At 71.8% G+C, this 13,358-nt stretch carries 13 protein-coding genes; 9 read left to right on the plus strand and 4 right to left on the minus strand.

Going from position 1 to position 13,358, the window contains the following annotated elements; genetic code table 11:
- A partial coding sequence (locus ACWEBX_RS33285; protein WP_451888494.1) for an acyl-CoA dehydrogenase family protein occupies positions 1 to 458 on the minus strand: 458 nt, incomplete at its 3' end.
- Positions 459 to 595: 137 nt separating this feature from the next.
- On the opposite strand from ACWEBX_RS33285, the gene ACWEBX_RS33290 reads away from it, so the two are divergent.
- Together ACWEBX_RS33290 and ACWEBX_RS33295 are read left to right on the plus strand one after the other, a co-directional pair.
- The gene (locus tag ACWEBX_RS33290; protein ID WP_451888495.1) at positions 596 to 1,789 is read left to right on the plus strand and encodes a thiolase C-terminal domain-containing protein; all 1,194 of its coding nucleotides are present in this window, start codon (positions 596 to 598) and stop codon (positions 1,787 to 1,789) included.
- Positions 1,790 to 1,934: 145 nt separating this feature from the next.
- Positions 1,935 to 2,591 carry a pyridoxine/pyridoxamine 5'-phosphate oxidase gene (locus ACWEBX_RS33295; protein ID WP_451888496.1) on the plus strand — a complete coding sequence of 219 codons (657 nt, stop codon included), beginning with the start codon at positions 1,935 to 1,937 and terminating at the stop codon, positions 2,589 to 2,591.
- Between the two features lie 39 nt (positions 2,592 to 2,630).
- On the opposite strand, the gene ACWEBX_RS33300 is transcribed toward ACWEBX_RS33295, so the two are convergent.
- Complete coding sequence (locus ACWEBX_RS33300; RefSeq protein WP_451888497.1) at positions 2,631 to 3,503, minus strand: GNAT family N-acetyltransferase; 873 nt, start codon at positions 3,501 to 3,503, stop codon at positions 2,631 to 2,633.
- Positions 3,504 to 3,591: 88 nt separating this feature from the next.
- On the opposite strand from ACWEBX_RS33300, the gene ACWEBX_RS33305 reads away from it, so the two are divergent.
- A complete protein-coding gene (locus ACWEBX_RS33305) occupies positions 3,592 to 4,218 on the plus strand; it encodes a GNAT family N-acetyltransferase (protein ID WP_451888498.1) in 627 nt (208 codons plus the stop codon).
- On the opposite strand, the gene ACWEBX_RS33310 is transcribed toward ACWEBX_RS33305, so the two are convergent.
- Both ACWEBX_RS33310 and ACWEBX_RS33315 read right to left on the minus strand, forming a co-directional pair.
- Complete coding sequence (locus ACWEBX_RS33310) at positions 4,201 to 4,644, minus strand: Zn-ribbon domain-containing OB-fold protein (protein ID WP_451888499.1); 444 nt, start codon at positions 4,642 to 4,644, stop codon at positions 4,201 to 4,203. The two genes, ACWEBX_RS33305 and ACWEBX_RS33310, sit on opposite strands and share 18 nt — an antisense overlap.
- A complete protein-coding gene (locus ACWEBX_RS33315) occupies positions 4,641 to 5,093 on the minus strand; it encodes a DoxX family protein (protein ID WP_451888500.1) in 453 nt (150 codons plus the stop codon). The genes ACWEBX_RS33310 and ACWEBX_RS33315 overlap by 4 nt, the downstream gene beginning before the upstream one ends.
- A 349-nt stretch (positions 5,094 to 5,442) precedes the next feature.
- On the opposite strand from ACWEBX_RS33315, the gene ACWEBX_RS33320 reads away from it, so the two are divergent.
- The 6 genes from ACWEBX_RS33320 to ACWEBX_RS33345 all read left to right on the plus strand — a co-directional run bounded on the left by ACWEBX_RS33320 (position 5,443) and on the right by ACWEBX_RS33345 (position 13,171).
- On the plus strand, positions 5,443 to 6,636 hold the full coding sequence (locus ACWEBX_RS33320) for a flavin-containing monooxygenase (RefSeq protein ID WP_451888501.1): 1,194 nt from the start codon (positions 5,443 to 5,445) through the stop codon (positions 6,634 to 6,636).
- A gap of 780 nt (positions 6,637 to 7,416) precedes the next feature.
- The gene (locus ACWEBX_RS33325) at positions 7,417 to 8,322 is read left to right on the plus strand and encodes an alpha/beta fold hydrolase (RefSeq protein WP_451888502.1); all 906 of its coding nucleotides are present in this window, start codon (positions 7,417 to 7,419) and stop codon (positions 8,320 to 8,322) included.
- 274 nt (positions 8,323 to 8,596) lie between these two features.
- Positions 8,597 to 9,355 carry a hypothetical protein gene (locus ACWEBX_RS33330; RefSeq protein ID WP_451888503.1) on the plus strand — a complete coding sequence of 253 codons (759 nt, stop codon included), beginning with the start codon at positions 8,597 to 8,599 and terminating at the stop codon, positions 9,353 to 9,355.
- On the plus strand, positions 9,352 to 9,858 hold the full coding sequence (locus tag ACWEBX_RS33335) for a DUF302 domain-containing protein (protein WP_451888504.1): 507 nt from the start codon (positions 9,352 to 9,354) through the stop codon (positions 9,856 to 9,858). The genes ACWEBX_RS33330 and ACWEBX_RS33335 overlap by 4 nt, the downstream gene beginning before the upstream one ends.
- Before the next feature lie 144 nt (positions 9,859 to 10,002).
- Positions 10,003 to 12,228: an acetate--CoA ligase family protein gene (locus tag ACWEBX_RS33340; RefSeq protein ID WP_451888505.1), complete on the plus strand. Its 2,226-nt coding sequence runs from the start codon at positions 10,003 to 10,005 to the stop codon at positions 12,226 to 12,228.
- A 100-nt stretch (positions 12,229 to 12,328) separates the two neighbouring features.
- Positions 12,329 to 13,171: an enoyl-CoA hydratase/isomerase family protein gene (locus ACWEBX_RS33345; protein ID WP_451888506.1), complete on the plus strand. Its 843-nt coding sequence runs from the start codon at positions 12,329 to 12,331 to the stop codon at positions 13,169 to 13,171.
- Positions 13,172 to 13,358: the final 187 nt, after the last annotated feature.

Raw genomic sequence — 13,358 nt, forward strand, 5'->3', positions numbered from 1 at the left:
CCCCCGGCGCGGCCGCCGCCGGCCCAGCCGCCATGGTTGTCGCCGGCCAGGGCGAGGGCCGTGGCCAGTCCCGTTCCGGGGACGGCGAGGGCGGCGGTCAGCGCGCCCGAGGCCAGCGCCGGCAGCAGTGCGGTGCGCTGCGCCTCGGTGCCGAGGGCCAGGATCAGCGGGGCGGCGAGGACGGCGGTGGACAGCAGGGGCGAGGGGGCGAGAGCGCGTCCCGACTCCTCGCAGGCCAGGGCGAGTTCGGTCGCCGAGCAGCCGGCACCGCCGTACGCCTCGGGGAGGGCCAGTCCGGGCAGCCCGAGCCGGCGCGCGAGGGTGTCCCAGAGAGCCGGGTCGTAGCCGGCGGGGGTCCGCTCGGCGGCCCGCAGCTCCCGCGGTCCGCACCGCTTCGCCAGCACCTCCCGCAGCGTGCGGCGGATCTCCTCCTGCTCCGCGGTGAGACGGGCGTCCATGGGCGGGCTCCTCCCTCGTCGGGGGGCTGATCCGGCACGTCGATCTGACGGGCCGTCATGTTAGGGCGGAGGGCCCCAGAAGCACAGGGGTGCGACAGCCTCCCGGCGGGCCACTTATCTGATGTACCGTCAGATTCATGACGCATGCCACCCCGGGCCACAGCCGTCGGAAGGTCGCCGTCGTCGGCATATCCCTGTCCGACTGCGGCCGCGTGGACGAGGCGACCCCGTACGCGCTGCACGCGCAGGCCGCGCGCCGCGCACTGGCCGACTCCGGCCTGGACCGATCGGTGATCGACGGTTTCGCGTCGGCCGGGCTCGGCACCCTCGCGCCCGCCGAAGTGGCCGAATATCTGGGGCTGCGGCCCACCTGGGTCGACTCGACCTCGGTCGGCGGGTCCACCTGGGAGGTCATGACGGCCCACGCGGCCGACGCCGTCGCGGCGGGCCACGCGAACGCCGTCCTGCTCGTCTACGGCTCCACCGCCCGCGCCGACATCAGGGCGGGCCGCCGCACCGGCAACCTCTCGTTCGGCGCACGGGGCCCCCTCCAGTTCGAGGTCCCGTACGGCCACACCCTCATCGCCAAGTACGCGATGGCCGCGCGCCGCCACATGCACACGTACGGCACCACGCTCGAACAGCTCGCCTCGGTGGCCGTCCAGGCCCGCGCGAACGCGGTCCGCAACCCGGAGGCGATGTTCCGCGATCCGGTCACCGTCGACGACGTCCTGTCCGGGCCGATGATCGCGGACCCGTTCACCAAGCTGCACTGCTGCATCCGCTCCGACGGCGGCGCGGCGGTGCTGCTGGCGGCCGAGGAGTACGTACGCGACTGCCGTACGGCCCCGGTGTGGGTGCTCGGAACCGGCGAACACGTCTCCCACACCACCATGTCCGAGTGGGCGGACTTCACCGTCTCCCCGGCGGCGGTGAGCGGCCGGCTCGCCTTCGAGCGCGCCGGAGTCCGCCCGGCCGAGATCGACTTCGCCGAGATCTACGACGCCTTCACCTACATGACCCTCGTGACCCTGGAGGACCTCGGCTTCTGCGCCAAGGGCGAGGGCGGCGCCTTCGTGGACGTGGCGAAGGGACGGCTGCTGGTGGACGGGGAACTGCCGGTGAACACGGACGGGGGCGGACTGTCGGCCCAGCATCCCGGCATGCGCGGCCTGTTCCTTCTCGTGGAGGCCGTACGGCAGTTGCGCGGCGGCCTTCCGGAGGAGCGCCAGGTGCGGCGCCCGGACGGCACCCTGCCCGAGCTGGCGGTGGCCTCCGGGACGGGGGGCTGGTTCTGCTCGTCGGGGACGGTGGTGCTGGGGCGGGGGTGAGGGGACCCGGGATGAGGGACCGGGATGAGGGCCCCGGGACGCACGCCCAGAGATGCGGGCCCAGAGATGCGGGCCCACTGTCGCGCGCCCCGGGTTGCGGGTGCTGCCGTGGGGTGTCGGCGCGCCCCGGGTGATACTCGGGGTCATGGAACCGGACCTTCATGAGCTGCTGAGATCACTGCGGGTGTGGGACACGGAGCTGCCCGGCTTCGCCCCGGAGGAGGCTCCGGCGGACCCGCTGACCCTGTTCACCCGGTGGTTCGCGGAAGCGGTGGCGGCCGGGCAGGCCGAACCGCACACGATGACGCTCGCGACGGCCGACGCGGACGGTTCGCCCGACGTCCGGACGGTGATGCTGCACGGCGCGGACGACGACGGCTGGGCGTTCGCCTCGCACGTGACGAGCCGCAAGGGACGCCAGCTCGCCGCGCGGCCGTACGCGGCCCTCGGCTTCTACTGGCCCGCGCAGGGCCGCCAGATCCGGCTCCGCGGCCCGGTCACGGCCGCCTCGCCCGAGGAGAGCCAGGCGGACCTGCACGCCCGCTCCACGGGGGCACTGGCCGCGGCCCTGGTGGGCCGGCAGAGCGAAGTCCTGCCCTCACGCGCCGAGTTGGACCGGGCCTCGGACGCGGCCTGGGAGCGGGCCGAGAGCGCCCCGCGCTCCCCCGCCCCCACCTGGACGCTCTACCGCCTCCGTCCGGAGGAGGTCGAGTTCTTCCAGGGTGACGCCCGCCGGCGCCACGCCCGGCTCGTCTACCGCCGTACGGAGACCGGCTGGGCCACCGAGCTGCTGTGGCCGTGAGCCGCCAGACCCCACACGCCCGGCCCCGCGCTCCCCGTCCTACGCCTCGTACGTGAAGTCGTACGCCGCGAAGTCGGAGACGGGGCGGTAGCCGATGCGCTGGTACAGGCCGTTGCTGGTCGGGTTGGCGAGGTCGGTGAAGAGCAGCACCTCCTGGACCCCGGAGGCGACCGCGGCGCGGCTCACCTCGGCGGTGACGGCACCGGCGTACCCCCGGCCGCGCAGACGCGCCGGGGTGTAGACGGGGGCGACCCGGAGCTGTCCGGCGACGGGCGGTGTCGCGCCCGCCATGGCGACGGGGGTGCCCTCGGGGTCCTCCCAGAGGGTGATGCCGCCGTACGAGATCCGGTCGTCGGCCCAGGCGCCGCCGTCGCGGTGGGCACCCTCGCCGATGGCTTCGGCGAACTCCGTGTACCAGCGGGCGAGCAGCTCCCGGTCCCCCGCGTCCGCGACCCTGGGACGGCCGGGCGGTGCGGGCTCGGGCACCGCCAGGTCGCCCAGCCGGTAGAGCCGCTCGCTCCGGAGCGGCACCGTCCTCGCCCCGGTCCGCCGCTCCCAGGCCCCGGCGAAGGCGTCGACGGTGTCCGTGTCGGCGGAGACCCCGGGCACCTCGATCTCCGTGTCCGCCAGCAGCGCGGCCAGGGTCTCGGCGCCCCGCTCGTCCAGCGGGGTGAGGTTCAGCCGGTACGGCGGCGTGCGGAAGAAGGCCGCCCGGACCGCCCCGTCCCGCTCCAGGGCTCCGAAGACCGGCGCGTCCTTCCCGTACTGGCTCACTCCCCGTCTGCGCAGCGCTTCCGTCACGGTCAGCGCGACGGTGTGCCGCGCGGGCCGCGACCGGAGGAAGTCTCCGGCCCGGGCGAGAAACGCGTCGAGGTCGTAAGTGAGCTGCCAGTCGTACGTCACGGAGGTCATGTCCGATGATCCCTTGCGGCCACGGAGCCGTGCCTCCGAATTTCCTCCAGGGCGTGACCCGTGGGACCGGAGCGGCTTGAATGGCCGGATGACCGATGCCCATGTGCAGTTCTCCGTGCAGCCCGCCCCCGAGCTGACGGGCCTCGGTCTGCGGCTGCGCCCCTGGGACCCGGAATCCGACGCCGACGTGTCGGCGTATCTGCGCGGGCTGACCGATCCCGAACTCCAGCGCTGGAACACCCCGCTCAGGTTCGTCCGGGACATCGGCACCGCCCGTGAGTCGCTGCGGACCCGCGTGGCGGCGGCGGTCGGCGGCACCGGGATCTCCTTCTGCGTCACCGAGGCCGAGACCGGCGAGACGCTGGGCCATATCGGCGTCAACGAGATCGACCACGTCATGAGCTGTGCCCGTATCGGCTACTGGGTCCTCCCGGATGCCCGCGGCGGCCGGGTCGCCATCCGTGCCCTCACCCTCGCGACCCGCTACGGCTTCACCGACCTCGCCCTGCACCGCCTCGAACTGGGGCACGCCGTGGGCCACGAGGTGTCCTGCCGGGTCGCCGAGCGCTGCGGATTCCGGCACGAGGGGACTCTGCGCGGCGCGATGTTCGAGGCGGGCCGCCATGACGCGTTCCGCGACGTGCACCTCCACGGCCGCCTCACGACGGACCCCGAGCCGGCACCCGACCGGAACCCGTCACCCACCGGCGCGTGAGGCAGGCCGGAACACGGGAATCCCCGCCCGGAAGGCCACCTCCAGTTCCATCCCGATCCGCAGCGCCGCCTCCTCGCAGCCGATCACCTCGGTCATCATCCGGGGACCCTCCGCCAGGTCGACGACGGCCGCCGCGTACGGCACGCGCTCGCCGAACGGGGGCAGGTCGTTGCGGTGGACGACGGACCAGGTGTAGAGCGTGGCGCGTCCGCTCGCGGGGCGCCAGCTCACGTCCTCGGACCAGCAGTGCGGGCAGAACTCCCTGGGGTAGTGGTGAACGCGGTCGCAGGCCGCGCAGTACCGGATCAGCAGCCGCCCCTCCGCCGCCGCGTCCCAGTACGGCCGGGTGAACGCGTCCGCCTCGGGAACGTCGGACCCCGCACCGGAGCCCCCCGCGCCCACCTTCCCCCGCGGTGTCCCGCTCACCGGAAGAGTCCCAGGGCGTCGTCCAGGGACCACGTCTGCCAGGACATCGCGAACAGGGCGACGGCCGAGGCCAGCGCCATCATCGCGTTCTGCCCCTGCTCCGCCCAGTCGTGGATCATGAGGGTGAAGTAGAGGACGTTGAGGAGCAGCCCGGCGACCAGCGCGACGGGGGTCAGCAGCCCGGCCACAAGCCCGAGACCGAGAGCCAGCTCCGCGTACACCACGACGTACGCCATCGTCCGGGGACGCGGCGCGACGATCGTGTCGAAGCCCGAACGCACCACGTTCCATCGATGCTTGGAGGCGACATCCGCCGCCCACGCGATGCCGGTCCCCCGCTCGAACCAGCCCTTCCTGTCCTTGTGCCGCCAGCTCTCGAGCCACCAGAGGCCGAGCCCGATACGGAGCACGGCCAGCCACTCCGCCCCGCCGAGCCAGATCGTGTCCATGGCCGAACCTCCCGCGAAGGCACCACATCTGACGGAACGTCAGTTTCGACGCCCCGGGACACCCACGCAAGAGCCCGACACCCACCACCGATGAAGTACGCGACCATCCCGCCGCCACCCCTCCCGCTCCACCCCTCCCGGGGGCGCGCGGAGCCGATCCCGCGCTCCGGCGAAAGACGTACGCCCGGCCGCCCACCTGCGACAACAGCGCACTTTTCGCACACGGCCACCCCATCGAAGTGACCTACGCCACCAGGCCCACCCACCCCTCCCACAGTCGTGACCACTTCGCAACCGATTCCGGTCTTGACCGAGACCTATCAAGCTGAGTCGTGATTACGCTCGCGCTATGGCCGACTCGACTGCTTCCGCGACCTCCCGCACGGTGCCCTCCCACGAGGACCGCCCCGTGTACGTGATCGGAGGCGGCCCCGGCGGACTCGCGGCGGCGTACGCGCTGCGCGCCCGGGGCGTACGAGCGGTCGTGCTGGAGCGGTCGGACGAGGTCGGCGCGTCCTGGCGGGGCCACTACGACCGGCTGCACCTGCACACCACCCGCCGGCTGTCCGCGCTGCCGGGGCTGTCGATGCCGCGCTCGTTCGGCCGGTGGGTGTCGCGGGACAACGTGGTGCGCTACCTGGAGAAGTACGCCGAGCACCACGGTCTGGAGATCGTCACGGGCGTCGAGGTCTCCCGCGTCGAGCCCGCCCCCGGCGGCGACGGCTGGCTGCTGCACGCCACCGGCGGACGCGAGCTGACCGGCAGCGCGGTGGTCGTCGCGGCCGGCTACAACCACACCCCGCGCATCCCCGACTGGCCCGGCCGCGACACCTACGCCGGCGAGCTCCTGCACGCCGGCGAGTACCGCAACCCCGCCCCCTACGCGGGCCGCGACGTCCTCGTCGTCGGCATCGGCAACACCGGCGCCGAGATCGCCGTGGACCTGATCGAGGGCGGCGCCCGGCGCGTACGGCTGTCCGTCCGCACCGCGCCGCACATCGTGCGCCGCTCCACGGCGGGCTGGGCCGCGCAGTTCACGGGCATCGCCGTACGACGGCTGCCGGTGCGGCTCGTGGACGCGCTGGCCGGGCCGATGGCGAAGCTGAGCGTGCCCGACCTGGGGGCACACGGCCTGCCCCGCCCGGACACCGGGCTCTACTCGCGTGTCAACGAGGGTTCCATCCCCGTCCAGGACGTCGGGCTCATCGACGCCGTCCGCAAGGGGAAGGTCGAGATCGTGGCCGCGGTGGAGGGGTTCGAGGACGACAAGACCGTCCTCGCCGACGGGAGCCGGATCGATCCCGACGTGGTGATCGCAGCGACCGGGTACGCGCGGGCACTGGAGGGCATGGTCGGGCATCTCGACGTGCTCGACGGGCGCGGGCATCCGGTCGTCCACGGCGGGCACGCCCCGCGGAAGGCGCCCGGCCTGTACTTCACCGGGTTCACCAACCCCATCAGCGGCATGTTCCGCGAACTCGCCCTGGACGCCGAGAAGATCGCGAAGGCGATAGCCCACCACACCTCCAAGCACACCCGCTGACACCCGGGCCCCGACCAGGTTTTCGCCCCCTCCGCCCCAGCCCCCCGCTCCTCGATCGCCGGAGGGGCTGAGACTCCCCCGCGCCCGAAAGGGGCCCGGGGAAGCCGAACCTCCCCCGCAGCACAAGGCGATTTTCGCCACCGGGACTGAAACTTCACGCACGTGAGGGGCTGCACCCAAACCACCTCGCACCGGCACGAGCACCAGCACCAGCACCAGCAGTGGACGGCCGCCACCACGACGCACCCCCAGTGGACGGCCGCCACCACGACGCACCCCCAGTGGACGGCCGCCACCACGACGCACCCCCAGTGGACGGCCGCCACCACGACGCACCCCCAGTGGACGGCCGCCACCACGACGCACCCGCAGCCGGGAGCGCGCCGGAGGGGACGTGCCGGTACATCAAATGCCCGCAGGCCGGACGGATCAAAACCCACCCGCACCGCTAGGTACTGCTGAGATCCGTTCGGATGCGGGCGGATGTACCGGCGCGGCCCCGACCCACCCACCGCCCTGGCGCGCGGTGGGCCGGCCTCCCCGCCCGCAGGTTCTCAGCCTCCTCGAACCGCACATCCATCGAGCCGACCCGAACGGGCGAGGGAATTCGCTCATGTGCTTCGCCGGGAATGCGGGTTTCGGTGCCGGCCGGACACGCTGACGAACATCCCGCCCGTTCTTCGAAGGAGATCAGCTATGGCGTCGTCCCGTGTGCCGCGGCCTCACTCGCGTCGAATACATGCCGCCATCGCCACATCGGTGACCGCGGCGGCTTTGTCCGTGTCAGCGCCCGCCGTCGCCGACGGGGGGTCCACGACCCCCGACAGCGGCACCGGCGCCACCGGGGGCAAACCGACCGTCGTCCTGGTGCACGGAGCCTTCGTCAACGCGTCCAGTTGGAACGAAGTCGTGGCACGCCTTCAGGCGGACGGCTACCGGGTCATCGCTCCCGTCAATCCGCTGCGAGGCCTGCCCACCGACTCCGCCTACGTCTCCAGCGTCCTCCGGAGCGTCAAGGGCCCCATCGTCCTGGTCGGTCATTCGTACGGCGGCGCGGTGATCAGCGAGGCCGCCACCGGCAACCCCAACGTCAAGGCGCTCGTGTATGTCTCCGCCTTCATGCCCGACAAGGGGGAAGTCCTCGGCCAACTCGCCGCCAAATTCCCCGGCAGCGAGCTCAACCCCGCCCTGGTTCAAGTGCCGTTCGAGAACGCGGACGGGTCCACCGGAACAGATCTGTACCTCTCTCCGGACAAGTTCCACGCCGTCGCCGCCGCGGACCTCCCGGAGACGGCCACATCCGTGGCGGCCGCCGCCCAGCCCCCCATCGCAGCCACTGCCTTCGCCGACAAGGCGACGTCCGCCGCGTGGAGGACCATCCCGTCCTGGGCCGCCGTCGCCACCAACGACAAGGCCATAGCCCCCGACCTGGAGCGCTTCGAAGCCAAGCGCGCCGGCTCCCACACGGTCGAGATCGACGCCTCCCACAGCGTGCTGATCTCCCACCCCGACGCCATCACCGATCTCATTCGCGACGCCGCCCGCGGGCAGTCCCCCACACCGGCCCTCGCCGCGACAGGACTCACCACTGCCGGTATCGCCGGCGCCGCCGTCGCCGGCGGAATGGTCATCGCGGGAGCAGGACTCCTTGTGGTCAGCCGGAAACGGTCGACCGGCGCGCGGTGATCGGCTGAGCCCCGGTGCGAGCCGCTCGGATCGGCCCTTGACCTGGTACTTCGATCAGGGGCCACTTCCGCTGAACACGCCCCGGCGAGCGAGCGGCGCCCCGCAGCGGGATGCTTGAGATCAGAGCACGTTCAAGACCGAGGTGATGTCCTCGATACTCCCCCCAGCCTGAGGGGGCCGTGTGAGATCGAGGCCGTTGATCGTCGAGTTGGCGTGCCCTCTGCGCTGCGAGACACTCGAATTGTGCCTATTTCCTACGGAAAGAACCCAGGCCATGAGTACGGAACTCCTCGATCTGGCCATCACAACCGCCGGCGGCAGGGAACTCTGGGACTCCCTCAGCGGCGTGAAGGCCGACATCTCCATCGACGGCCCGGTCTGGGGGATGAAGGGCTGGCCGCCGGGGACGAGTTTCGACCAGGTCGTCACGCTCGACACGGCCAGAGAACACATCGTGTTCACCCCGTTCACCCGCCCGGAGTGGGAGATGGTCTTCGACGGTGCCAGTGACAGCGTCACCGTGCGAACCCTGGACGGGGAACCGGTCGAGACCCTCGCACCCGCTCGCGCCGCCTTCAAGGGAATGCTGCGGAGCTCCGACTGGGACGCCCCACACCTCGGCTACTTCCTGGGCTACGCCATCTGGAACTACTTCACCAGCCCCTTCCTCTTCACCTATCCCGGTGTCAAGGCCCGCGAGATCGAACCGTGGCACGAGGCAGGGCAGACATGGCGGCGTCTGCAGGTGCGCTTCCCGCCCGACATCGCCACACACAGCCCCAACGCGGTCTTCTACTACGACGCTTTCGGCATGCAACGCCGCATGGACTACGTCGCCGAGATCAACAACAGCTTCCTCGTCGGCCACTACACGGGCCACCACCATGATTTCGACGGGCTGGTCATTCCGACGCGACGACGCATGTTCCGCCGCAACCCCGACAACAGCGTCAACCTCAACTTCCCCTCCATCACGGTCGACGTCCACGCTCTTGAGCTCATCCGCTCTGACGACGAACAGGTACGGCCATGACGACAGAGAACGCCTTCACCGATCACCCCGCCCGGAGGCTTCTCGTGACGCTCCCGCGTCCCTACGACGAGGCCTGCGAGCACTTCGAGACCCTCGTCCCGGACGCCGATCTCCACCGCTTCTACCAACTGGGCTCCTGGAAGGCCACGCTTGAACTCGCCGAGATCAACGGCCCCCACGGGTTCATGCGCTACTTCCGGGGCGACGTCTGCGCCCTGATGGCCGGCTCACAGTCCCTCTGGAAGGCCACCCAGTACCTCATGGGCAACCACGTCATCGCGGAACGCGCTTTCCGCGAGGACGCGTCGGCGGCGCTGCACGCACCACTGCCCTCCGTGATCTACGCCGACCCCGACGGCGACACGAAATTCGCCGTCGACCAGCCCAGTTTGCTGTTCGACAGCTACGGCAACCCGCAGATCGCCGAGGTCGGCCGCGAACTGGACACGCGCCTCGGTCAGCTGATCACCCTCCTCGGAGGCGACGTACCTCCCCAGCTCTGAACCGCTGAAGCCTCCGGATTTGTTTGACCGCCGGGTACCAAACAGAAGCCCGACCCTGCACAACGGTTCCTGACATGGCGTCAGTTGCGTAATCTGACAGTGCGTCAGTTAACAATTGGCTGTCACACAGGAGCGGGCGGACCGATGCTTGGATCAACCCACGGCACCCTCACCACCGACTCCCGCCGGGCCAGGGTCATCGCCTGCGGCGAGCAGCCCTCCCCGGTCGTGCACGGACGCCCGGCCGAAGTCGACGACCTGGACGTCAGCGGTCGCCCGCTGTACGCCACCGTCCCCGACCTGGACCGCTTCTTCCGTCCCGAGTGCGTGGCCGTCATCGGCGCCTCGGACGCCGAGGGACGGCCGAACACCGGGATCACCCGCCAGCTCATCGCCTGGGCCGAACGGGTCGGCGCCCGCCTCCATCCGGTGCACCCCACCCGCCGCACCGTCTTCGGCCTCCCCTGCCTCCCTTCCGTGTCGGACGTACCGGAGCAGGTGGACCTGGCGGTGCTCCTCGTCGCCGACCCCCTTCCGGTGATCGGGGAACTCGCCGAGGCCAAGGTGAGGTTCGCGGTCGCGTTCGCGTCCGGATTCGCCGAGACGGGAGCGGAGGGCGCCGCCGCACAGACCCGCCTCGCCGCCGCCGTGCGCGGCTCCGGCCTGCGACTGCTCGGCCCCAACACCAACCTCAACGCGTTCGAGCACTTCCGCGACGACCTCGACGGCCCCGCGGTCGCCCTCATCACCCAGTCCGGCCACCAGGGCCGGCCGGTGTTCGCGATGCAGCAACTGGGCGTCCGCCTGTCCCACTGGGCGCCCACGGGCAACGAGGCCGACCTGGAGACGGCGGACTTCATCTCCTACTTCTCCGAGCGCCCCGAGGTCGGCGCCATCGCCTGCTACGTCGAGGGACTCAAGGACGGCCGCTCGTTCCTGCTCGCCGCCGACCGCGCCGCCCGGCGCAAGGTGCCCGTCGTCGCGGTGAAGGTCGGCCGCACCGAGACCGGTGCCCGCACCGCCGCCTCACACACCGGCAAGCTGACCGGCGCCGACGCGGTGGTGGACGCGGCGATGCGGCAGTACGGCGTGATTCGCGTGGACGGGCTCGACGAACTCCAGGACACCGCGGCCCTGTTGGCGCGGGCCCGGGCACCCCGGGCGGACGGGGTCGTCGTCTATTCGATCTCGGGCGGCACGGGCGCGCACTTCGCGGACCTGGCGAGCGAGGCGGGCCTCGACCTGCCGGTCCTCTCGGAGGCCAAACAGGCCGAGCTGCACACCTGGATACCGGACTACCTGAACGTCGCGAACCCGGTCGACAACGGCGGGCACCCGGTCGGCGACTGGCGCGGCCGGAAGATCATCGACGCGATCCTCGCCGACCCGGCCGTCGGCGTACTGATCTGCCCGATCACCGGGCCCTTCCCGCCGATGAGCGACAAGCTGGCGCAGGACCTGGTGGACGCGGCGGAGCAGACGGACAAGTTGGTGTGCGTGGTGTGGGGGTCGCCGGTCGGCACGGAGGCGGCGTACCGGGAGACGCTGCTCGGCTCGTCCCGGGTGGCCACGTTCCGTACGTTCGCCAACTGCATCACCGCCGTCCGCGCCCACCTCGACCACGCGAGGTTCACCGCCGCCTACCGCTCGCCCTTCGACGAGGCCCCGCGCACCCCGTCGCCCTCCTTCCGCAAGGCGCAGGCCCTGATGCGCCCGGGCCAGCAACTCAGCGAGCACGGTGCCAAGCAGTTGCTGCGGGCATACGGGATCCGCGTGCCGCGGGAGCAGTTGGTGACCAGCGCGGCGGCGGCCGTGCGGGCGGCGAGCCAGGTCGGCTATCCGGTGGTCATGAAGGCCTCCGGCGCGCAGATCGCCCACAAGACCGAACTCGGCCTGGTCAAGATCGGGCTGACCTCCGCCAGCCAGGTCCGCGACGCCTATCGCGAGCTGACCGACATCGCCCGCTACGAGGGCATCTCGCTCGACGGGGTCCTCGTCTGCCAGATGGTCGAGCGGGGCGTCGAGATGGTCGTCGGTGTCACACACGACCAGCTCTTCGGGCCGACCGTCACCGTCGGGCTCGGCGGGGTTCTCGTCGAGGTGCTGCGGGACTTCGCCGTGCGCGTGCCGCCGTTCGGCGACGACCAGGCGCGGGCCATGCTGTCCGAACTGCGCGGGCGGGCGCTGCTCGACGGGGTGCGCGGGGGCCCGCCGGTGGACGTGGACGCGCTGGTCGAGGTCGTGATCCGGATCCAGCGGATGGCGCTCGAACTCGGGGACGAGATCGCGGAGCTGGACATCAATCCGCTGATGGTGCTGCCCCGCGGACAGGGGGCCGTGGCCCTGGACGCACTGGTGCTGTGCCGCTGAACGGAGACCGCCCGCCACCCGGTCCCGCGCCCGCCCTCGCCCCGGCCCCCGCACGAAACGGAGCACCGTCATGACCGACCCCTTCAAGTCAGCCCCCTTCATGACCGACTCCCCCCGCGCACCCCACGAAGCCCCCGCACCACCCCAAAAGCCCCTCGACTCACTCATACGCCACACCACCGACAACGCCGTCTCATGGATCACCCTCAACCGGCCCGAGGCGATGAACGCCCTCACCCGGGACCAGCGTGAGCGCGTGATCGAGCTGCTCACGGCGGCGTCCGCCGACCCCGACGTACGGGCCGTGGTCATCACCGCCACCGGCCGCGGCTTCTGCGCGGGAGCGGATCTGCGGGCCGGTCCGCCCGCCGGGGAGCGGGTGCCCGGCGACGTCGCCCGCACCATCCGGCTGGGTGCGCAGCGCCTGATCGCCGCCGTCCTCGACTGCGAGAAGCCGGTGATCGCGGCGGTCAACGGCACGGCGGCCGGGATCGGCGCGCACCTCGCCTTCGCGTGCGACCTCGTCCTCGCGGCCGAACCGGCGCGGTTCATCGAGGTGTTCGTGCGGCGCGGTCTCGTACCGGACGGCGGCGGGGCCTTTCTGCTGCCCCACCTCGTCGGCCCGCAGCGGGCCAAGGAGCTGATGTTCTTCGGGGACGCGCTGAGCGCGGCGGACGCCGAGCGGATCGGGCTAGTCAACAGGGTCGTACCGGCCGAGGAGTTGGAGAAGACGGCGCGCGCCTGGGCCGAGCGGCTCGCCGCCGGGCCCACGCGCGCCCTAGCGCTCACCAAGCAGCTCGTCAACGCCTCCCTCGACACCGACCGCGCCGCCGCCTTCGCCGCGGAGGCCGCGGCGCAGGAGATCAACATGACGACGGCGGACGCCACCGAGGGAGTGGCGAGTTTCGTGGAACGCCGGTCCCCCCGCTTCAAGGGCCGCTGACGAACCGAACCTGGCACACCCAGGCCCCGCGCCCCCGAACCCGGCGCACCCGGAGCCGGCAGCACACGGAGGATCCGGCACGGCCACCACGACACACCCGCACCCGCACCCGGCCACGCACGGAAGGGGCCGTGCCGGTACATCGATGCCCGTCGCCACCGACGCCCACCCCTCACCCAACGGCGAC

Source organism: Streptomyces sp. NPDC005070 (assembly GCF_053600395.1).

What these genes read in the sequence shown, in the direction of transcription:
- ACWEBX_RS33290 (WP_451888495.1), top strand. Translation starts at nt 596, where the DNA reads ATGACGCATGCCACCCCGGGCCACAGCCGTCGGAAGGTCGCCGTCGTC.
- ACWEBX_RS33295 (WP_451888496.1), top strand. Translation starts at nt 1,935, where the DNA reads ATGGAACCGGACCTTCATGAGCTGCTGAGATCACTGCGGGTGTGGGAC.
- ACWEBX_RS33300 (WP_451888497.1), bottom strand. Translation starts at nt 3,503, where the DNA reads ATGACCTCCGTGACGTACGACTGGCAGCTCACTTACGACCTCGACGCG.
- ACWEBX_RS33305 (WP_451888498.1), top strand. Translation starts at nt 3,592, where the DNA reads ATGACCGATGCCCATGTGCAGTTCTCCGTGCAGCCCGCCCCCGAGCTG.
- ACWEBX_RS33315 (WP_451888500.1), bottom strand. Translation starts at nt 5,093, where the DNA reads ATGGACACGATCTGGCTCGGCGGGGCGGAGTGGCTGGCCGTGCTCCGT.
- ACWEBX_RS33320 (WP_451888501.1), top strand. Translation starts at nt 5,443, where the DNA reads ATGGCCGACTCGACTGCTTCCGCGACCTCCCGCACGGTGCCCTCCCAC.
- ACWEBX_RS33330 (WP_451888503.1), top strand. Translation starts at nt 8,597, where the DNA reads ATGAGTACGGAACTCCTCGATCTGGCCATCACAACCGCCGGCGGCAGG.
- ACWEBX_RS33335 (WP_451888504.1), top strand. Translation starts at nt 9,352, where the DNA reads ATGACGACAGAGAACGCCTTCACCGATCACCCCGCCCGGAGGCTTCTC.
- ACWEBX_RS33340 (WP_451888505.1), top strand. Translation starts at nt 10,003, where the DNA reads ATGCTTGGATCAACCCACGGCACCCTCACCACCGACTCCCGCCGGGCC.
- ACWEBX_RS33345 (WP_451888506.1), top strand. Translation starts at nt 12,329, where the DNA reads ATGACCGACTCCCCCCGCGCACCCCACGAAGCCCCCGCACCACCCCAA.